The organism is Chryseobacterium sp. RU37D (assembly GCF_900156075.1).
GTDB lineage: Bacteria > Bacteroidota > Bacteroidia > Flavobacteriales > Weeksellaceae > Chryseobacterium.
This window is the reverse complement of record NZ_FTMM01000013.1, coordinates 20,162-41,278: the sequence shown is the minus strand read 5'-3', so window position 1 is coordinate 41,278 and position 21,117 is coordinate 20,162. Positions and strand designations below refer to the sequence as shown.

Genomic DNA, 21,117 nt, shown 5'->3' with positions numbered 1-21,117 from the left:
AGACTTACAAATATCGTGATTTTTTTCGAGGTATGAAAGTTAAAATATGTCAAAAAAAGCGGATTTTATCCACCAAAATACCAAAGAGTTTTAATCTAAAAGATCAAAGTTAAAATCTATTTCCCAAACTCATACTGTTGTAAATCATACCGAACATCTATAATTTATGCTTAAATTTATTTACTCAAAAATTGATATTTATGGACGACTTTCTTGCAGCTCGTGCACAAATGGCGATGTCACTCGGTTTTCACATCATCTTCTCTTGTGTTGGTATGGTAATGCCCTTTTTGATGGCTTTTGCCCACTGGAAATATTTAAAGACAAAAAATGAAGTCTACAAAGGTCTTACCAAAGCATGGAGCAAAGGTGTCGCAATACTTTTTGCAACAGGAGCTGTTTCCGGAACGATGCTATCTTTCGAACTCGGACTTCTCTGGCCTGAATTCATGAAACACGCAGGACCCATTTTCGGAATGCCATTTTCGTTAGAAGGGACTGCATTTTTTATTGAAGCCATCGCCATCGGATTTTTCCTTTACGGATGGGACAGATTCAATAAATGGTTTCATTGGTTTTGCGGATTTTTGGTTGGTTTAAGTGGTTTAGCTTCAGGGATTTTGGTTGTTGCAGCGAATGCCTGGATGAATTCACCTGCCGGATTCGATTATGTCGACGGACAATATGTAAATATAGATCCTATAAAAGCTATGTTTAATGAAGCTTGGCTTCCACAGGCTTTGCATATGACGGTTGCTGCATTTTGTGCGACAGGATTTGCGGTTGCTGGAGTTCATGCCTATTTAATTATGCGAAAAAAGAATGTTGAATTTCATACCAAAGCATTCAGAATCGCTGCTGGTTTTGCATTGATAGGGGCATTTGGAGCACCTTTAAGCGGTGATATCGCTGCAAAATCCGTTGCGGAAAGACAGCCGATAAAACTGGCTGCCATGGAAGCTCATTTCGAGACTGAAAAAGGGGCGGCTTTCGTGATCGGCGGAATTCCTGATGAAGAAAAAGGTGAAATAAAATATGCTGTAAAAATACCGAAGATTTTAAGCTTTTTAGTGAGTAATGATTTTAATTCTGAAGTAAAAGGTCTGAAAGATTTTCCTAAAGATGAATGGCCTCCAATTGCCGTGGTTCACTACTGTTTTCAGATTATGATCTTCTTTGGAGTGGTGATGATTATCATTGGAATGGTTTATTTTTATGCATATTTATTCAAAAAAGAATGGCTGAATAAGAATTGGTTATTAAAAACCTTTTTAATAGCCTCACCTTTTGGATATATCGCTTTGGAAGCAGGCTGGACAGTAACTGAGGTTGGACGCCAGCCGTGGATCATCTACGGAATCATGAGAACCGCAGATGCAGTCACACCAATGCCAGGAATTCAGTATTCTTTTTACTTTTTCACTGCTGTTTTCGTTTCATTATCGCTGGTTATTATTTTTCTTCTGACAAGACAGATAAGGATGGTTCCGAGATTGTATGATCCTACCGACCCTCAGTTTAACGCTAAAAATAAAAAATCATGATATACGTAGTTATAGGTTTTCTGTGGCTTTCCATATGTTTATATGTAATTTTGGGCGGAGCAGATTTCGGGGCAGGAATCGTGGAACTTTTCACCAAGAAAAAAAACCGTCCTAAGACAAAAGTTATCATGTACGAATCTATTGCGCCGGTTTGGGAAGCGAATCATATGTGGTTAATTATTGCAATTGTGATTTTGTTTGTCGGTTTTCCGGAGATTTATACCACACTTTCCACTTATCTTCATATTCCTTTGGTATTGATGCTTATCGGGATTATTGCGAGAGGAACAGCCTTTACTTTTAGACATTATGATGCAGTAAAGGACGAATGGCAGCAGGTTTACACCCAGATATTTTATTTCTCAAGTTTACTTACACCATTTTTTTTAGGACTGATTGCCTCTGCAACGATTTCAAGATCAATCAATCCAAATGCAATGGGATTTTTAGATTTATATATTTTCAGCTGGCTAAACTGGTTTGGAGTGGCTGTCGGATTATTTACCATTGCCATCTGCGCTTACCTTGCATCTGTATTTGCTTTAAGGGAAACGGTTGACAGGCTGGAACTCAATTTAATGATCAAAAAATCAAAACAAACGATGATTTTTGTCGTTATCACAGGAATTCTGGTGTTTCTTACAGCTTATCTATCTGACATTCCTTTACTGATGTGGGTTTTCTCTAAACCTTTGGGAATAATGGCTACCACGTTTGCTACCATTTGCCTAGCCCTGATTTTAAGAGCAATGAATCGCCAGAAACTGCTTCCTGTAAGAGCATTGGCAGGATTTCAGGTGATCATGATTTTGGTGGCTGCAACATATCAGCACAACCCGAATATCATATTATTTGGAAACGGACAGCATTTATCTTTATTAGAACATATTGCCGCCCCGAAAACCATTTCTGCCTTGGGATGGGCACTGATGCTGGGTTCTGTTTTTATTCTGCCGTTCTTGTTTTATTTAATGGCTTCATTTAGTAAGCAGAGGAGATAATTTTCAAAAAAAGTTCCGGCGGAAGCAAAGCTTCCGCCGGAACTAAATTATATATTTAATAAAACTTAAATTAGTTTCATCGAAAGATTTTCATCAATTTTTTCAACCTTTACTAAATTATTTTTAGTAAGATTCTTTGAAGCCTTATCCCATTTTTTACCGGACAGTTGGCTTCTTTCCTTTACTTCAGCAAGAGAAAACGGCTCTTGATGAGAATTAAGGATTTCGAGAATTACTTTTTCATCTTCGCCTAATTCTATCTGGGGAATTGTTTTTTCAGGTCTCATTTGAGGGAAGAACAGCACTTCCTGGATGGATGCGTTGTTCGTTAAGAACATAATCAGCCTGTCCATACCGATTCCTAATCCTGAAGTTGGCGGCATACCGTATTCAAGAGCTCTTAAGAAATCTTCATCAATGAATTGTCCTGCTTCATCATCCCCTTTTTCAGATAACTTAAGTTGATCTTCGAAACGCTCTCTCTGATCAATAGGATCGTTAAGCTCAGAATAGGCATTGGCAATTTCTTTTCCGCAAACCATTAATTCAAAACGCTCTGTAAGACCTTCTTTGCTTCTGTGCTTTTTCGTAAGAGGTGACATTTCAATAGGATAATCTGTAATGAAAGTCGGCTGAATGAAGTTTCCTTCGCATTTTTCACCAAAAATTTCATCAATTAGTTTTCCTTTACCCATCGTTTCATTAACCTCAATTCCGATAGATTTTGCGAAATCGAACAATTCCTGCTCCGTTTTTCCTGTGATATCAAAGCCTGTGAATTTCAAGATCGCATCCGTCATGGAAATTCTTTCGTAAGGCGCTTTGAAATCAACTTCATGCTCTCCGAAAGTGGCTTTTGTAGTCCCATTTACCTGAATAGCGCAGAATTCTAGCAATTTTTCAGTGAAATTCATCATCCAGTTGTAATCTTTGTAGGCTACATAGATTTCCATTGCGGTAAATTCTGGGTTATGAGTTCTGTCCATTCCTTCGTTTCTAAAGTTTTTTGAGAATTCATAAACTCCGTCAAAACCACCAACGATTAATCTTTTAAGGTATAATTCGTTGGCAATTCTTAAATATAACGGAATATCCAAAGCATTATGATGAGTGATAAACGGCCTTGCTGCCGCTCCTCCCGGAATTGACTGTAAGATCGGTGTTTCCACCTCAAAATATCCTGCATCATTGAAGAAAGTTCTCATGGCATTGAACAATTTTGTTCTTTTTACGAAAACCTCTTTCACCTGAGGATTTACGGTTAAATCTACATAACGCTGTCTGTATCTTAGTTCCGGATCGTTAAAAGCATCGTGTACTACTCCATTTTCATCGGTTTTTGCTAAAGGAAGAGGTCTTAAAGCTTTTGTTAGAAGCGTGAAGTTTTTCACCAAAACAGTCTGCTCTCCTACTTGAGTAGTAAATAATTCTCCTTCTACACCGATAATATCTCCTATATCCAAAAGGTGTTTGTAGACTTCATTATATAAAGTTTTGTCTTCACCTGTACAGATTTCGTCTCTGTTAAAATACACCTGAATTTTTCCGGTAGAATCCTGCAATTCTGCAAAAGAAGCCTTCCCCTGAATTCTTCTGGACATTAATCTTCCTGCAATTTTAACCTGTTTATTATCAGCAAAATCCTGTTTTATAGATGCCGTAGTATCTGTAATTACATATTCATCTGCAGGGAACGCGTTGATCCCCATTTCAACAAGCTTGTTCAGCTTTTCTCTTCTGATAATTTCCTGTTCTGATAATTGCATTATTTCTGTATTTCAATAACGTGCAAAGATAAAGGTTTGTACGTAGATGTCAAAATTCTTTGTTAGTATAGTAACACATTCATGACTTGGATAATAAAAAAGCCGTTTCCCGGTTAGAGAAACAGCCTTTATATTTTATAAAATGAAGGATTATTTTTTCTTTAAAGTTAAAATATACTCCACCATTTTTTTAGCATCTTCTTTGGATACCTGAGAATGTGGTGACATCGGCACGCCTCCCCAAACTCCGCTTCCGCCTTCTAAGATCTTGGAAGCCAGCAGTTCAATATCCTTTTCAGAATATTTATCTGCAATTTCCTGATAAGAAGGTCCTGTCATTCTTTCATTTGCCGCATGACATCCCGAACAGTCCATTGTTTCAATAATTTGGTCTCCTGAAAGATTCGTTTTTGCTGCTACAGCTGTATTTTCAGAAGAAGAGATGTCAACAGGTGTATTTTCTTTTTTGGAGCAGGAAAAAATCAGCAGGCTGATACATCCCGTCAAAAATATGTTTCTCATTATTTTTTTGTAAGAGTATCTGCTTTTGCTTTGTTTGCAGGTACTGATACCGCCGCATTTACATCTGCTTCAGGCTTATTTCTTGTTGTTGCGCTAGAATCCACTACAGTGGGTGCATCCGGTTCCGATAGCATCGTATTGCTGTCTTGTAAGTCATGATTAGGCTTTTTTGAGCAGTTAGCTACCAATAAACCTCCTATAAATGCAATTGTTAATACTTTTTTCATTATTTTTTCTATAAATTATTTAAGGCAAAAATATAAAAAATAAACTTTTAAAATCATGATAAATATCCAATTTCCCCGGATTTTATTAAAAGTTCCATAATTATATTATATGTAAAGATAATTTTAATTTAAAGCTATAGCTATCATTTCAAAATTTCTGCTTTTTACAAGTCACATAGTTTTTATACAGTGATTCTTTTTGTTTTGCTTTTCGGCTTCTTTCGGCTTCCGCTAAGAAGTGGTCGTGGAAGTTTAAGATGAGCTTGTATATAAAGCTAAGCATGAAGGATTGAAAAGAAAAAATAAGATATTCTCAATTTTAAGTTCGCTTAGTTTCATACTTTTTATTTTTTGTATTAAAAAATTACCTATATTTGTCAAATGTTTAATATAAGCAGCAATATCTGGTGGTGGCTTTCAAACTCTTCGTCGGGTCTGGAAGTGTTGTCACGTTGTTAATTGCACAATCGGGATATATTTAAAAAACAATATAATACAAAGACTTTGACGTAATCCGTTGAAGTCTTTTTTTGTTTAAATTAAAAATAGAACTACAAATGTTTAATAAAAAAATTAAAATAAAAACCGTATCCAAAATAACACTCGGAGACCTACAAACCCCAATGAATATTTATCTGCAGGTACGCGACAAATTCAGGGATACGATCCTTCTAGAAAGTTCGGATGCTAAAAATATCGACAATAATTTTTCTTTTATTGCCATCAATGCCATTGCCGGAATCGAAATAAAAAACCTTAACGAATTCGAAATCAAGTTTCCCAGACAGGAGCCTGTAAAACAATTCATTATCGAACATAAAATTGCAGATGTTTTCGAGCAGTTCTCCAAAATCTTCGAATGTGAGCAAACTAATAATCCGATAGAAAAAACAGCACAGAGCCTCTTCGGGTATACCAGCTTCGAAGCGGTACAGTTTTTTGAGAATATCAGCTTTAAAGCTCAAAGTCCGGAAGTCGAAATCCCGATTCTTCGATACAGGCTTTATCAATATGTCATTGCGGTCAATCATTACAATGATGAAATGCATATTATTGAAAATCAGATCGAAGGAATTAAATCCGAACTCTATCTACTGGAAAGCATCATTAAAAATAAAAACCCGGTCATTTATCCATTTGGTAAAAACGGAAATGAAATCTCCAATATTACCGATGAAGAATATATTGAATTGGTAAAAACTGCGCAGAAGCACTGCATGAGGGGTGATGTGTTCCAATTGGTTTTAAGCAGGAGGTTTGAGCAGAAGTTCACAGGCGACGAATTCAATGTTTATCGTACTTTGAGGAATATTAACCCCTCCCCTTACCTTTTTTATTTCGATTATGGAAATTATAAATTATTCGGTTCAAGCCCTGAAAGCCAATTGATTATAAAAGATAATAAAGCGATCATTCATCCCATAGCCGGAACTTTCAAACGAACGGGAAATTTTGATATTGATTTACAATCAATCGAGTCCCTGAAAAATGATCCGAAAGAAAACGCAGAACACATCATGCTTGTTGACCTTGCGAGAAATGACCTTGGTAAATTAGGTAAAAATATTACGGTAACGAAACTAAAGGAAATCCAACTTTTTTCCCACGTCATCCATATGGTGAGCGAAGTGACAGCCGATGTTCCGGAAAATATAAATACTTTCGAAATGATGGCCACCACTTTTCCGCAGGGAACTTTAAGCGGTGCACCAAAACATCAGGCCATGCAATTAATTAACAAATATGAAAAAAATTCACGCGGCTATTACGGCGGATGTATCGGAATGATCGGCCTTAACGGGGATTGCAATCAAGCAATAATGATCAGAACATTTTTAAGTAAAAACAATACTTTATATTACCAGGCCGGAGCGGGATTAGTCGCAAAATCAAACCCTGAAAGTGAACTTCAGGAGGTAAACAATAAGCTCAATGCCCTGAAAAAAGCAGTAGAAAAGGCAGAAAAGCTAAGCCATTAAACATAAAATAAATCATAAAAAAATGAACAATAATATACAACTAGCCAAAGTTTTGGTCTTTGACAATTACGACAGCTTCACCTACAATCTCGTTCAGATCATCGAAAGAATCCTGAATGAAAAAGTAGATGTGGTAAGAAATGACGAAATTACTTTAGAAGAGATAGGCCGGTACGACAAGATTATCCTTTCCCCCGGGCCGGGAATTCCCGAAGAAGCGGGTATTTTATTAGATCTTATTAAAGAATATGCCCCTACTAAAAGCATTCTTGGCGTTTGTCTTGGCCAGCAGGCTATTGCGGAGGCTTTTGGTGGCAGCCTGATCAATCTTTCAGAGATTTTTCATGGAGTTTCAACTCCTGCAGACCTGGTGAAAAGTGACACCAAACTTTTCAAAGATCTTTCCGGCGGAATTGAAGTTGGAAGATACCACAGCTGGGCCGTAAACCCAGAAAATTTCCCAGAGGAACTGGAAATAACGGCAGTAGACAAAGACGGGATGATCATGGCCTTGCAGCATAAAAAATATGATGTGCATGGTGTTCAGTTTCATCCGGAAAGCATACTAACCCCAAAAGGAGAAATTATCATTAAAAATTTTCTTTTAAATTAAATAAATCCGTCCAAAATAAAAAATCAGCGAATGAAAGAAATTCTGCAATACCTTTTCAATCACCATACTTTGTCAAAATCTGAAGCGAAGTCGGTCATGATTGAAATTGCTCAAAATAAGTTTAATGCAATGGAAGTCACTGCATTTATTAGTGTTTTTCTCATGCGGAATATCACTTTGAAAGAACTTGAAGGTTTCAGAGACGCTTTTTTAAAAATGGCCGTACCCCTGAATGTAGACGCAAACGATGCCATAGATATTGTAGGAACAGGTGGCGACGGGAAAAATACGTTCAATATCTCTACAATCACAAGCTTTGTGGTAGCCGGAGCCGGGCAAAAAGTAACGAAACATGGCAATTACGGCGCTTCAACCCAAACAGGATCATCTAATGTTTTGGAAGAAATGGGATATCAATTCAAAAATAGCTCGGAACAGCTACAGGAAGACCTCGAAAAAGCTAACATCTGTTTTCTGCATGCTCCTTATTTCCATCCCGCTCTCCTTTCGGTCGGTTCATTGAGAAAATCTTTGGGACTACGTACTTTTTTCAATCTTCTCGGGCCTTTGGTGAATCCCGTAAAACCTCAATATTCAATGATTGGAGTTTACAATCTGGAAATTGCACGGCTTTATGAATATTTATTACAATCTGATAATAAAGACTTTATGATTGTCCATTCGATGGATGGCTATGACGAGATCAGCCTTACCCATGACACGAAGATTATTACAAAAAAGGGCGCGGAAATTTATTCAACAGAAGATCTGGGCTTTGATTCCGTAAATCCGGAAAACCTGAATGCTGGTAAAACCACTGCAGAAGCAGCAAAAATTCTCAGAAGCATTTTACAGGGAGAAGGTTCTAAGCAGCAAAATTCCGTAGTTATCGCAAATGCTGCCGTAGCACTCCATCATACCAATAAATTCGGGAATTATGATGATTGTCTTCTCATGGCGCAGGAAAGCCTGTTTGAAAAAAAAGCATTAAAGTGTCTCGAATTGCTTTTAGAATAAAATTTAGCATCATGAACATTTTAAATAAAATTATACAAGAAAAAAAAGAAGAAATTGCATTCTCAAAATCTAAAATTTCTATTGATCAATTAAAAGATTCTGAATTTTTTAAAAGAGAAAGTTTTTCGTTAAAAAAGAGTATCAATAATAAAAGCGGGATTATTGCGGAATTTAAAAGGAAATCACCTTCCAAAGGGATCATCAATGCCAAAGTTTTACCTTTAGAAGTCACATCCGGTTACGAAAGTTTTGGAGCAAGCGGAATTTCAATACTTACAGATAAAGATTTTTTCGGAGGAAGCTCTGATGATATTTTAAATGTAAGAAATCATATAAAAATTCCGATCCTGCGAAAAGACTTCATGATTGATGAATATCAGTTCTATGAAGCAAAAAATATGGGAGCAGATGCTGTTTTATTGATTGCTGCGTGTCTTTCAGCAGAACAGGTTTTAGAATTTACGGAACTTTCGCATGAGCTTAGCCTTGAAGTTATGCTGGAAATTCATACAGAAGAGGAGCTGGCCTATTTTAATCCAAAAATAGATCTGATAGGAATTAATAATAGAAATTTAAAAAACTTCGAAGTAGATCTGGACCATTCCGTAAGGCTGAAAGACCAACTTCCAAAAGACGTTGTGTCAGTTGCAGAAAGCGGCATTTACAGCATTAAAGATTTTTTATATCTAAAAGAAAAAGGATTTAAAGGATTTTTAATGGGAGAATATTTTATGAAAAATGAAAATCCGGTGCGCGCATTTGAAGAATTTATTTCAAAAACTAATAGATAAATGGAAGCTCAAAAACAGAACAATCAGCTAAAACTTAAAATTTGCGGAGTGACAAAATCAGATCAGATTCAGGAATTGGTTTCCATCAAAATAGATTTTCTGGGCTTTATTTTTTATGAAAAATCGCCAAGGTATGTTTTAAAGCATTTGCACCTGAAAGACATACTAAATATAAATCACAATTGCAAAACAGGGGTTTTTGTTAATGAAAATGTTAATAAAATTGTAGAAAATTCACTGCAGGCAGGTTTAAATTTTGTACAGTTACATGGAGATGAAAGTGAAAATTTTATTGCTGAATTAAGAAAAGAATTACCTCCCAAAACAAAAATTATTAAAGTCATCAGGATTGGAAATCAGAAACTTGAATTAAAAACTTTAAATTTGGGCAACATAAATTATCTTTTGTTTGATACAGACTCAAAAACTTTCGGGGGAACAGGAAAACAGTTTGACTGGAATATTTTGAATGAAATTAACATTCCTCTGCCTTATTTTTTGAGCGGAGGTCTTTCAGATGAAAATATAGATAAAATTAAAATGTTAAACCAAAAACCTTTTGCGATAGATATTAATTCAAAATTTGAAATTGATTATGGAGTAAAAGACATAAATAGAATCAAAGCATTTAGAAAAAATATTATAAATAGAGATTAAAGAAATATTTCATAAAAACACAAAAACAATAATGAAAAAATATTATCAGAAGAAAATCAAACTTCTAAAAATAAAACGGAACCTCAGATTTTTAAGACGAACCGTAAATTCTGCTTTATTCCCCATAAAATTTGAAAATAAAAAGATAGAAAACCTTCACACTTTTATATCTCAGTATGACAAAAGCTCTGAACATTGGCAGATTGACGGATTATTAAGCGATTTTATAGATTTAATTAAAGTTTTCAACAAAGAAGATATACAGTACTTTTTTAAAAATATTGAATTATGGGACAGCTATCATCTTGTTATTATTGCAGATAAGTTATTGGATAACAATGTAAAATCAAGTGTAAATTTTGATTTTGGTTTTGTTTATTGCAAAATTTTCTGCCTGTATGAGAAGCTGGATTCTTATTTTTTAGTTGATAATATTGAAATAGCCGTTAAAATGTACAATTCAAAGCTCAATCTAAACCTTATTGTAGATCTGACTGCGAAAATTCATTTATTATTTCAAAATAAGCAGATAACTAAACAACAATTTGACTATAACCTTTCATTCATAAATAAACTACAAAATGAATTACAAAAACCCCGATAAGTATGGATATTATGGAGAATTTGGCGGTGCTTTTATCCCGGAAATGCTTTATCCGAATGTAGAGGAACTGCAAAAGAAATATCTTGAAATCATAGAATATGAAAAATTTCAACAAGAATATCAATATTTATTAAAAAACTACGTAGGACGTTCGACCCCATTATATTACGCCGAAAATTTAAGTGATAAATATCATACTCAAATTTACCTAAAAAGGGAAGACCTGAACCACACAGGAGCCCACAAAATCAACAATGCTTTGGGCCAGGTTTTGCTGGCAAAATATTTGGGTAAAAGAAGAATTATTGCAGAAACGGGAGCCGGACAGCATGGCGTTGCAACAGCTACAGCATGCGCTTTACTCGGAATGAAATGCATTGTTTATATGGGAGAAATAGACATCCAGAGACAAGCTCCGAATGTTGCAAGAATGAAAATGCTGGGTGCAGAAGTCGTTCCCGCAACATCCGGCTCAAAAACTCTAAAAGATGCTGTAAACGAAGCTTTAAGAGATTGGATAAACAACCCCGTAACGACACATTATGCCATTGGAAGCGTGGTCGGCCCACATCCTTTTCCGGATCTGGTGGCGAGATTTCAAAGCATTATTTCAAAAGAGATTAAGGAACAGCTTCTGGAGCAGACCGGGAAGGAAAATCCTGATTACGTAATTGCTTGTGTTGGTGGCGGAAGCAATGCTGCAGGCGCTTTTTACCATTTTGCAGATGAAGAAAATGTGAAACTTCTTGCGGCAGAAGCTGGAGGATTAGGTATTGGCTCAGGAATGTCCGCAGCTACAACTTTCCTTGGAAGCATAGGTGTTTTACACGGAAGTAAAAGTCTGGTGATGCAGACTGAAGACGGGCAGGTCATAGAGCCCCATTCTATTTCCGCAGGGCTCGATTACCCTGGCATCGGACCTTTTCATGCAAATTTATTTAAAGAAAAAAGGGCAGAATTTTTCAGCATTAATGACGATGAAGCATTAAAATCAGCGTTTGAATTAACAAAATTGGAAGGCATCATTCCCGCTTTGGAAAGTGCTCACGCCCTGGCGGTTTTAGACCAAAAAAAATTTAATGAAAAAGACATTGTCGTTATCTGCCTAAGCGGCCGAGGAGATAAAGACATGGAAACGTATTTGAAACATCTTAATTATTAAATTTGCAAAAAGCTATTTAATCATGTTTGGAAAAACTATTAAAATATTTCTCATAGACGGAGAACCTAATGGAAGATTGACTTGTGAACTTTCAAATTGGACTGGAAAAGCATTTAAAATTCCCAGAAATAAAATAAAAGTTTCTATTGATCGAAAAGAATTGGAGAGCACCGGAGTGTATATTTTATTCGGAAAATCTGCTGATAATAAAGATTTGGCTTATATTGGGGAAGGAGAAGAAATATATAAAAGAATTACTCAACATATTTCAGGCAAAGACTTTTGGAATGAAGCAATTATTTTTATAAGTAAAGATGAAAATTTAAATAAAGCCCATATAAAATATTTAGAAAATCGTCTTTATGAAATCGCTAAAAAAGTAAGTAGATATAATTTAGATAATTCAAATATCCCAACAAAACCAAGCATTTCAGAACCCGATAGATCCGAAATGGAAGAGTTTATCGAAAATATTAAATTATTGACAAATACTTTAGGATACAAGATTTTTGAAGAATTAATACATGAAAACCAAACACTAGAAGAACAAGAAAATAATACATTCTATATTAGGGCGACGAGGGGAGCAAATGCCCAAGGACAAATTACTAATGAGGGCTTCGTTGTCTTAAAAGGTTCCGAAATTGCAGATTCGGTTACTAATTCTTTAAATCAATCAATCATAAATTTTAGACAGAGGTTAATTGATGAACAAAAAATTGTAAATATCAATAATAAATTAGTTTTTTCTGAAGACTATTTATTTAGCAGTCCATCAACAGCTGCAGCAATAGTTATGGGAAGAAGCGCAAATGGATTAACTGAATGGAAACTATCTGATGGTAGAATTTTAAAATCTATTGAAATTTAAATGAAAAAGCTCAACATATACTTTACAGCAGGAATTCCTCAGCTTGAGGACACAGTAGAAATCATAAAAATTATTCAAGATTCCGGTGCAGATATGATGGAAATCGGGATGCCTTACTCTGATCCTGTTGCCGACGGGCCTGTAATTCAACAAGCTCATGAACGGGCTCTGAAAAACGGAATGACCATTTCAACGCTATTTTCTCAATTAAAATCAATTAAAAATGAAATTAAAATTCCGATAATTCTGATGGGATATATTAATCCGGTTTTGAGTTTCGGCTTTGAAAATTTTTGCAGAGAATGTTCTGAAAGTGGCGTTTCAGGTTTAATTATTCCTGATTTTCCGCCTATTGAATTTGAAAATTATCAAAAAATTTTAGAAAAATACAACCTTAATTTCACTTTTCTCGTGACCCCGGAAACATCTAATAAAAGGATTGTATACCTGGATTCTTTAAGCTCAGGATTTTTATACGCCGTAAGCTCGTCATCCACAACAGGAAACGGAACCTCCGTTTTGAAAAATGAAGATTATCTCTCAAGGCTGGCTTCCTTATCTCTTAAAAATCCGGTAATGATCGGTTTTGGAATTAAATCAAAAGAAGATTTTGAAAATGTCACCGAAAAAGCAGACGGCGGGATCATCGGAACTGCATTTGTGAATATTTTATTACAAAATAGAGATTGGAAGAAAAATGTGATAGATTTCATCCATTCCATTAAAGAGTAAAAATCACTAAATTTGTACATCAATTAAAGGTATGAACACACATCAAAATAAGGTAGTAGAATTTGAAGATTTAGGAGTAAAAGAATATCAGCCCGCCTGGGATTATCAGGAAAAACTGATGAAGGATATTATTAATCTGAAAATTAAAAACAGAGACCTGCCTTCTGAACAGCATATGACTACCTCGAATCATTTTCTTCTTGTAGAGCATCCTCATGTATATACTTTGGGAAAAAGCGGACACGAAGAAAATATGTTAGCCGGAATAGAAAAACTAAAGGAAATTGATGCCACTTTCGTAAAAGTAAACCGGGGTGGAGATATCACCTATCATGGCTACGGACAAATCGTAGGCTACCCTATTCTTGATCTTGAAAATTTCTTTACAGATATTCATTTATATATGAGGAATCTGGAGGAGGTAATCATCAGAACGATAGCGGAATACGGATTAAAAGGAGAACGCTCGCAGGGTGAAACCGGCGTATGGCTGGATGTAGGAAAACCTTATACCCGAAAAATCTGTGCAATGGGTGTAAAAGCTTCCCGATGGGTAACACTGCACGGTTTTGCATTGAATGTGAATACCGATATGCGTTATTTTGAATACATTATCCCTTGCGGAATTAAGGATAAGCAGGTGACTTCCTTAAAAAGAGAGCTCGAAAGAGAACTTACTCCCGAAGAAATGGAAGATATTAAGACTAAGATCCGAAAGCATTTTGTAGATGTTTTTGGGGCGGAGCTAAACTTCAAAAAATAAGCTCAAACCCCATCGTTCAATGGGGTTTATCTATTTTTTATCCCGTCACAGAATCACTTTTCTTGAAGGCATCCACCTTTTTATAAGAATCGTTTTTTTCTTTTTCTTTTTTATCCGAAATTAAAATTCCGAAAAGATGGTCGATTTCATGCTGGAAAATAACAGCTGTAAAGCCTTCTACAATTTCCGAATATTTCTGTCCTTTTAAATCAACATATTCTAATTGAATCACTTTGCTCCTGTAAAACTGGTCTCTGAAATCAGGAATTGATAAATCGCCTTCCGGGCCGAGATTCTGCAGTTCTGACCTCCAGACAATTACAGGATTAATGAAATATTCCAAAGGTTCGCCTTCTTTATCAAAACGCTGAACCCAGATAATTTTCCTGTTAATTCCGACCTGAGGCGCCGCAATTCCCACTCCGCCGTCTGTTGAAAGCAGAGATTCTTTCATCCTTTTAACCAAAACGGCCGTGTTTTTATCAAGCGGATTAATTTCTGTGGAAAGGCTTAATAATGTTTTATGCTGATTTTCATCGGTTGTCTGATAGATCGGTAGTGCTGAATTTACATCTCCCTGATTAATGAGAGAAATTTCGTTCTGAGATAATTTCTGAGCATTAACAAGACCGATAAAAAGGATGAATAAAAGAGGTAAATTTTTCATTTATTTTGAATGTTGTACAAATATAATTAATGTAATTATGTTTTGGTTAAAACCAATTTGAATTTTTGACCTTAAAAAACGGGCTAAAGCCCGCCCCTATTGATGTTATTAAAGTTGCTATTCCCAAACTTTATTCTTTTTACTTGGCTCTTCTAATACGTTTTCGTCATATCACTTGGGATAATCAGATTAAAATTCGTGGGCTTATACTCTTTTTCAGGCACTTTTAACTTTGGGTCTTCTGATTCAAAAACAGAGATTACCGCCATTTTCAGATTTGGATTTTTCTGCTTAATATACCAGTAAATTCCGCCAAATTCTTTGCTGTGATAATTTCCGTTGTAATGAATGAATGTTTTCCCGGTTTGGAGGTTTTTCATAATAGATTCTGCCATTGTCGCATCTTTTGTTGCCTGAGCAGAAATAAAATTCATCACTTTTGTACCGTCTGCGTGATCTCCCATCATGGTTTTCATTTCAGGATAACCGGGCGTATCTAAAGTAACTTTAATAGGTAATTGAGCAATATAAACTTTCTCTTTTTCCGTTAAATTATTTAGAGATTCCAAGCCCTCTTTTGCGGTTTGGGAAGCATATTTTCTGGGAATATTGGTTGCAATGAAACTCAGTTTTTTAGCTTTCGCAAAATCGACCAGAGGCTTATAATCTGTTGTAAAATTATTCCATAAACGGGCTGAATCTTTTAACGTTTTAGCATCAAATTTTCCGCTCAAATATTGATTTAATTGTGATTGGTTATCCCTTTCAAACATTTCCGCTCCCAAAATAATCTGTCCGTTTTTCTTTTCATATAAAGTTTCCGTAATCTTCAGCTGAAGCCAGTGGTTGATGGAATTATTATGATTTTCACCAAAGAAAACCACGTCATAATCTGCTAATTCCTTAACCAGTTTTTCAATTTTGATTTCCTTTCCTTTTTGATCGTAAAATTGATACGCTTTAAAGTTTTGTGCATGTAATGAACAAAAGCCAGCAAGCAATATCGCGATGAAAATATTTTTCATTTTTATTTTTTAACACTAAAGTTTTCACAAATATCACAATATAATTTTATTTTTTGACCTTAATTTAAGTTTAACCATTAACAACTTAATGTTTAACCAAAATCAATTGTGTCATTCGTGAAAAAAATTCGTGCTATTCGTGTTTAAATTAAAAAAAGCCGTCTGCAAAAAAACAAAACGGCCTTAAAACTATCTAACTATTTATTTCTCTAAATTCGCTACAAGGTCTTTCCACTCTTGCAATTCCGGGATTCCCGGCTTTCTTTTTCCGAAAAACTGCACGATGAAATCCCCTTCTTTATTGAATACTTCGATTGCCGTTACTTCACCATCTTCGGTCGGCTTTTTTACGATCCATGCTTCAGCGATTTTTGTTACGTCAAGGTGAAGGTTGAAATCCGGATCCATTACATTGAACCACTGCTGATGCCAAAGCGTTTTTTTCACATTTCCAGTATGAATCTGGATGATCCCTCTGTTTCCTACAAAAATCATGATCGGAAGCTCTTTTTCAGAAGCATCTTCCAGCACATTTACCACTTTTGCGTTGTCGATTTTTTTAGCAAAACCTTCAGGAGCCAGCCTCAAAGCCTGCGTTCTGCTCACCCCGAATTTTCTGGTCATCATGAAGAAATCGTGGGTATCTTTCAATTCTGTCCATGCTTTTTGGAAACCTTCCACATCGATTTCAGAATCTGCTTTTTCAGGAGCTTTTGGAGCTACGGTTTCAAATTCCAACGTCTGGTTCTGATCTTCCGCCTTGAATTTTTCAACAATTGGTTCAAAAGCCGCTTCATTGCTGTCTTTTGTTAAGTAAATTTTATGCAATGCCAATCCGTCTTTTCCGAAAAACTGTAAGCTTTTTTTGTCACCTTCCACCACAGCAAAAACAAATTTCCAGTGGTTTAAGAAAATTCTTAAATCGATATCTTCTCCTACGAAAAGCTGTGCGTGCGGACTGCTGAAATCGCCGTTCAGATAAGTTCCTTTTCTTTCGTGAACGCATTCATCATTACGGGTAAGAGCCATCACTTTTCCTAACTGCTCAACTTCCGTCAGAATATTCTGAAACTCAGGCTTCAAGATAGTTACTCCTTCTCCGATATTGGTTGCTAACAGCTCAGCTTCGCTTACTCCAAGTTCTGCAGCTGCATTTCTGATTCTCATATGTGGATTCTGAGCTTTTAAAGCTTCCCATTTTTCTTTTAAATCATTAACTAATGTGTTCATTATTTTATTTTTTTATGGTTAAATTCTATAATTTTTGTTATTTTTTTTTCCTTTTTTTATTTTTCCTCCACGTGGACTGGTGAAGTTTTAAGCTCATATTTTTAAATCTTGTCTTTCATATTATCCAAAAACAATCATTGGGTTATTGGTAATTGGATGGTCACAAATGATGCAGGGAAAATTGTAGGCTTCACTGATATTTTCAGCCGTGAAAACCTCTTCCGGGGTTCCGTATGCGGAAACTTTTCCTGATTTCATTAGTAAAATTTTATCAGCAAACTCTGCCGCCAGATTTAGATCATGAAGAACAACAATCGCTGAATTGGCTTTTTTAGTAAAATTTTTAATTATTTCTAACGCTTTGTATTGATGTTTTACATCCAAATTATTTAATGGTTCATCCAAAAAAACAAGTTTATGGGCAATTTCATTCTGCAATTGAGCCATTACTCTTGAAAGATGCACACGTTGTTTTTCCCCGCCGGACAATATATTATATTCTCTGTCTTTTAAGTGAAAGACATCTGTTTCGTACATCATACTGTTCATGGCTTCATGATCTTCCTGTCTAGGTTGAGCATCGAAATACGGGTAACGCCCCATCATCACGACATCCTTCACCTCAAGCGGAATATCATTGCTGTTGTGCTGGGAAAATTTTGCCTTATGCTTCGACAAATCCCGGATTTCCCATTCTACTATGTTTTTATCTTTAAATAAAATCTTTTGCTTTGATTTCACCTCATTCGCAAGAACACTCAACAGGCTTGACTTTCCGGCTCCGTTTGGACCGACAATGGCTAAAAATTCACCATACTCTAGATGAACATCAACAGAATCCAGAATATGGAATTCTTTGTGTTTGTAACTAATCTGATGCGCCTTTATCATGACAATGATTTTTTGAACTTAATTAAAATCGCGATGAAAATAGGACCTCCCATCAAGGCCGTCAGAGTCCCGATCGGCAGTTCCGAAGGTTCAACAATGCTTCTGCTGAATGTGTCGGCTATTAACAGCAAAATACTTCCGCAAATCGATGATAATGGGAGAATAAACGCATAATTTGATTTAAACAAAAGCCTTAAAATATAAGGTACAATAAGGCCTACAAAACCAATGGTCCCCGAAAATGCAACGGAACTTCCCACCATTAACGCTGTGATGATAATAATTTGTTTCTTTAATCTTTCGACATTGATGCCTAAATGCTGTGCGTCTTTTTCACCTAACATCATTGCATTCAAAGCTTTACCTTTCGGCAATAAAATGATGTATGAAATGATCAGAACGATTCCTAAAATAATATTCTTCGTCCAGGTTGCGGCCGCCAAACTTCCTAAATTCCAAAAGGTTAAGTCTCTTAACTGGTCATCTTTAGAAATATAAATCAAAAAACCAGTAATAGAAAAACCGATGGCTGTAATGGCAACTCCCGTCAAAAGCATCATAGCAACATTGGTTTTTCCACCGCTTGTTGATATCCTGTAAACCAGCAGCATCGATAAAAAAGAGCCGATAAATGCCGCAATACCCACCAATGCAAATTGCACAGCTTCAGGAAGATACTGCTTGAAATGCCCTCCCAACACAATAACAATGGCTGCCAGTAAAGTTGCCCCCGAAGTCAATCCTATCAAATCTCCCGTTGCAAGAGGGTTTTTAAACAGCCCCTGCAGGCTCGTGCCTGAAACAGCAAGCATACTTCCGATAAGTATCGCCATGATAATTCTGGCCGCTCTTACGTCCAAAATCACGTATTTATCACTCAGAGACAAACCTGGGTCACCTTTTATTATTTTTCCTAAAATTTTAAACGCAGATTGGCCACCGAAGTCATAAACTCCAGTGTTAAGTGACCATACTGCTATGATAATCAGCAGTATGGCACTTATAATGATGTAAACGTATAATTTACTTTGTGTTTTCAATTAAAAGTTTGTTTAGTCCTACAGCAGCCTCCCCTAATCTTGGCCCAAAGCTTGAAACCAAGCCTCCGTCCATAGCAATGATCTTTTTATTTTTACCGGCATTGGTTTGTGATATGCCCGGCATTTTCAAGGCCCCTTCGTTTCCGCCGACACCCTCTAATCCGCTTGTGAAGAAGAATAATACATCAGGATTTGCTTTTACCACCGCTTCCGGAGTTAAAGGTTTGAAGTCTTCAAAATCGTTGACTGCATTTTCGCCGCCTGCAATTTCGATCAGGGAGGCCATTGGTGTGTTTTTGCCCGAAACCATCAGCATATTTCCTCTGGCGTAGATGAATAATACTTTTGGTTTTTTAGTGATTGACTGAATTTGTTTTAAATCTTCATCAATCTTATCGTTAAGCTTTTGATAATCTGTACTTCCGATAGCTTTTGCTACGTCTGCGATTAATTTCTTGGTTCCGTCAACAGTAAATTCCTGCTTAAAAACTTCCGTCTGGATTTTTGAAGCCTGGATTTTTCCCATTAATTCCGGGTTGATGTCTTTATCTGAAGCTAAAATCAGCGTTGGAGAAACTGCCATAATCGGCTCAATAGTCATTGATCTTACATGGCCAAGATTTTTTGCTGTAGCCTTCAGAGATTCCGGATACGTGCTGGTAACGTCTGTTCCTACGATTTCTTTTTCGTGACCTAAAGCCGCTATGATTTCGGTAATTCCTCCGTTAAGGGTAACGATTTTATTGTTGGATTTTGGTGTTTCTGAAGACGTTTCTGTATTATTTTCAGCCTTTACTCCTGTTTCTTTTTTGCATGAATATACTGCCACCAGAACAGAGGCCGCCAAAATGAATTTTTTCATGATATACTATTATTTGATTTATTTTATAAAGGTTCGAATTCAAAATTAGGATAACCACGCACCCCATCTTTTGTCATGGCATTGAATCTTACTTTGTAGTAGAATCCTTCTGCGTCTTTTATGACAAAGAACCTGTTGCTGTAGGGCTGAGCACCGTTCGGACCGGTTGTTGTACGCCATTTGTCGCCGATTGCCCTGTGATCGTTGAAGATTAATTTAGACTGATCAACATCACTTAATCTAAATGCACCATAAGCCTGATCCAATGTCTGGTTTGAGGCAATATCCACCTGATAGGCACCTACGCCGCTTACCATATTGGTGAGGATAAAATCTGCATAGAAATAGCTTCCCGCGCTTTGTCCCGGGCCTAAAAACACTTCGTTTGTAAATGTGGTAAATGCAATATCCCAATGATCTTTTTTAGGCTGAATTTCTACAGGCGCCCCGTTTTTAAGACTGAAAAAATTAAAATTGAAATCAGAATTTTTTGTGATGGTATATTCTTTATATTGGGGATCATCTAAATCGGCATATCTTAATTTATATCCGTTATTAGCTCTTAAAACCTGTATTTTTTTCCATCCTCTGGATTCTCCGGTTAATGAAACTGATCCCGCTGCCACTGTCCCTGTTGGGATTGTTTTTCCCATATTCACAAGATATACGGCATTTTCTGCATCATTAACCTTGATTTCTGCGATACCTGTAGTTTGGGTTAGGAAATTTCCGTCCGGATTATCAACATATTGCAGATTAGAAGCAGTGAATGTTCCGATTTGTACAACACTCGTTAAAGCGGATACATCGGCTGCTTTCACAGTATTAATATTGGTGGCATTAGGAATTTTTGCTACTGCCATCCCAATGGCTCCATTAATCACCACACGGAATTCATTCCCGTTGTAAAATCCTAGTTCCCAATCGGTTCTGAGATTGGTTTTCTGTGGTCTTAATTTCTGAGTTGTAGGATCAACATCACTTAAATCAATCCAAATCTGATTGGGCTCAGTTGCTCCTCCCACGAAAGGTTCCGCCGTAGCCCCGGTTGCAGGCGGAACAGCTACAGGATCTTCATCTGCAGAAAAGCAGGACTGCAAAGCAATAACTAAGGAAAGGGAAAGTATTTTTAAATATTTCATAAGGTTAGTTT

22 protein-coding genes are annotated in these 21,117 nt (G+C 36.3%); 12 read left to right on the top strand and 10 right to left on the bottom strand.

Annotated elements, in window-relative coordinates:
- The first annotated feature begins 200 nt into the window (after positions 1-200).
- Entirely contained in the window at positions 201-1,544 is a 1,344-nt protein-coding gene (locus BW926_RS08190; RefSeq protein WP_076446047.1) for a cytochrome ubiquinol oxidase subunit I, read from the top strand.
- Positions 1,541-2,545, top strand: a complete 1,005-nt coding sequence (locus BW926_RS08185) for a cytochrome d ubiquinol oxidase subunit II (protein WP_076446045.1) — start codon at positions 1,541-1,543, stop codon at positions 2,543-2,545. Before BW926_RS08190 ends, BW926_RS08185 begins: the two co-directional genes overlap by 4 nt.
- 65 nt (positions 2,546-2,610) lie before the next feature.
- Here BW926_RS08185 and lysS read toward each other — a convergent pair whose 3' ends face one another.
- From lysS to BW926_RS08170, 3 genes are all read right to left on the bottom strand, one after another.
- Positions 2,611-4,311, bottom strand: a complete 1,701-nt coding sequence (lysS, locus tag BW926_RS08180; protein ID WP_076446043.1) for a lysine--tRNA ligase — start codon at positions 4,309-4,311, stop codon at positions 2,611-2,613.
- 150 nt (positions 4,312-4,461) lie between these two features.
- The gene (locus BW926_RS08175; protein WP_076446041.1) at positions 4,462-4,833 is read right to left on the bottom strand and encodes a c-type cytochrome; all 372 of its coding nucleotides are present in this window, start codon (positions 4,831-4,833) and stop codon (positions 4,462-4,464) included.
- Positions 4,833-5,060, bottom strand: coding sequence for a hypothetical protein (locus BW926_RS08170; protein ID WP_076446039.1), 228 nt, complete (start codon positions 5,058-5,060; stop codon positions 4,833-4,835). The genes BW926_RS08175 and BW926_RS08170 overlap by 1 nt, the downstream gene beginning before the upstream one ends.
- A gap of 557 nt (positions 5,061-5,617) precedes the next feature.
- Here BW926_RS08170 and BW926_RS08165 point away from each other — a divergent pair.
- The 10 genes from BW926_RS08165 to lipB are packed head-to-tail and all read left to right on the top strand — an operon-like array spanning position 5,618 to position 14,249.
- Complete coding sequence (locus BW926_RS08165) at positions 5,618-7,039, top strand: anthranilate synthase component I family protein (RefSeq protein WP_076446037.1); 1,422 nt, start codon at positions 5,618-5,620, stop codon at positions 7,037-7,039.
- A 22-nt stretch (positions 7,040-7,061) separates the two neighbouring features.
- Complete coding sequence (locus BW926_RS08160) at positions 7,062-7,652, top strand: anthranilate synthase component II (RefSeq protein ID WP_076446035.1); 591 nt, start codon at positions 7,062-7,064, stop codon at positions 7,650-7,652.
- A 30-nt stretch (positions 7,653-7,682) separates the two neighbouring features.
- The gene (trpD, locus tag BW926_RS08155; protein WP_076446033.1) at positions 7,683-8,669 is read left to right on the top strand and encodes an anthranilate phosphoribosyltransferase; all 987 of its coding nucleotides are present in this window, start codon (positions 7,683-7,685) and stop codon (positions 8,667-8,669) included.
- 11 nt (positions 8,670-8,680) lie between these two features.
- Positions 8,681-9,460: an indole-3-glycerol phosphate synthase TrpC gene (gene trpC, locus BW926_RS08150; protein ID WP_076446031.1), complete on the top strand. Its 780-nt coding sequence runs from the start codon at positions 8,681-8,683 to the stop codon at positions 9,458-9,460.
- Complete coding sequence (locus tag BW926_RS08145; protein ID WP_076446029.1) at positions 9,461-10,117, top strand: phosphoribosylanthranilate isomerase; 657 nt, start codon at positions 9,461-9,463, stop codon at positions 10,115-10,117.
- Positions 10,118-10,148: 31 nt separating this feature from the next.
- Complete coding sequence (locus BW926_RS08140) at positions 10,149-10,721, top strand: hypothetical protein (RefSeq protein ID WP_076446027.1); 573 nt, start codon at positions 10,149-10,151, stop codon at positions 10,719-10,721.
- Positions 10,699-11,883, top strand: a complete 1,185-nt coding sequence (gene trpB / locus BW926_RS08135; protein WP_076446025.1) for a tryptophan synthase subunit beta — start codon at positions 10,699-10,701, stop codon at positions 11,881-11,883. Before BW926_RS08140 ends, trpB begins: the two co-directional genes overlap by 23 nt.
- A 22-nt stretch (positions 11,884-11,905) precedes the next feature.
- Entirely contained in the window at positions 11,906-12,754 is an 849-nt protein-coding gene (locus BW926_RS08130; RefSeq protein WP_076446023.1) for a GIY-YIG nuclease family protein, read from the top strand.
- The gene (gene trpA / locus BW926_RS08125; protein WP_076446021.1) at positions 12,755-13,486 is read left to right on the top strand and encodes a tryptophan synthase subunit alpha; all 732 of its coding nucleotides are present in this window, start codon (positions 12,755-12,757) and stop codon (positions 13,484-13,486) included.
- Between the two features lie 31 nt (positions 13,487-13,517).
- Entirely contained in the window at positions 13,518-14,249 is a 732-nt protein-coding gene (gene lipB / locus BW926_RS08120) for a lipoyl(octanoyl) transferase LipB (protein ID WP_076446019.1), read from the top strand.
- 37 nt (positions 14,250-14,286) lie between these two features.
- Here lipB and def read toward each other — a convergent pair whose 3' ends face one another.
- From def to BW926_RS08085, 7 genes are all read right to left on the bottom strand, one after another.
- Positions 14,287-14,916 carry a peptide deformylase gene (gene def, locus BW926_RS08115; RefSeq protein WP_076446017.1) on the bottom strand — a complete coding sequence of 210 codons (630 nt, stop codon included), beginning with the start codon at positions 14,914-14,916 and terminating at the stop codon, positions 14,287-14,289.
- A gap of 152 nt (positions 14,917-15,068) precedes the next feature.
- Entirely contained in the window at positions 15,069-15,941 is an 873-nt protein-coding gene (locus BW926_RS08110; RefSeq protein ID WP_076446016.1) for a ChaN family lipoprotein, read from the bottom strand.
- 201 nt (positions 15,942-16,142) lie between these two features.
- Positions 16,143-17,171, bottom strand: coding sequence for a hemin-degrading factor (locus BW926_RS08105; RefSeq protein WP_076446014.1), 1,029 nt, complete (start codon positions 17,169-17,171; stop codon positions 16,143-16,145).
- A 120-nt stretch (positions 17,172-17,291) separates the two neighbouring features.
- Positions 17,292-18,062, bottom strand: a complete 771-nt coding sequence (locus BW926_RS08100) for a heme ABC transporter ATP-binding protein (RefSeq protein ID WP_076446012.1) — start codon at positions 18,060-18,062, stop codon at positions 17,292-17,294.
- Positions 18,059-19,102: a FecCD family ABC transporter permease gene (locus tag BW926_RS08095; protein ID WP_076446009.1), complete on the bottom strand. Its 1,044-nt coding sequence runs from the start codon at positions 19,100-19,102 to the stop codon at positions 18,059-18,061. Before BW926_RS08095 ends, BW926_RS08100 begins: the two co-directional genes overlap by 4 nt.
- Positions 19,086-19,964: a heme/hemin ABC transporter substrate-binding protein gene (locus tag BW926_RS08090; protein ID WP_076446007.1), complete on the bottom strand. Its 879-nt coding sequence runs from the start codon at positions 19,962-19,964 to the stop codon at positions 19,086-19,088. The genes BW926_RS08095 and BW926_RS08090 overlap by 17 nt, the downstream gene beginning before the upstream one ends.
- Positions 19,965-19,987: 23 nt before the next feature.
- Positions 19,988-21,106, bottom strand: a complete 1,119-nt coding sequence (locus BW926_RS08085; protein ID WP_076446005.1) for an HmuY family protein — start codon at positions 21,104-21,106, stop codon at positions 19,988-19,990.
- Positions 21,107-21,117: the final 11 nt, after the last annotated feature.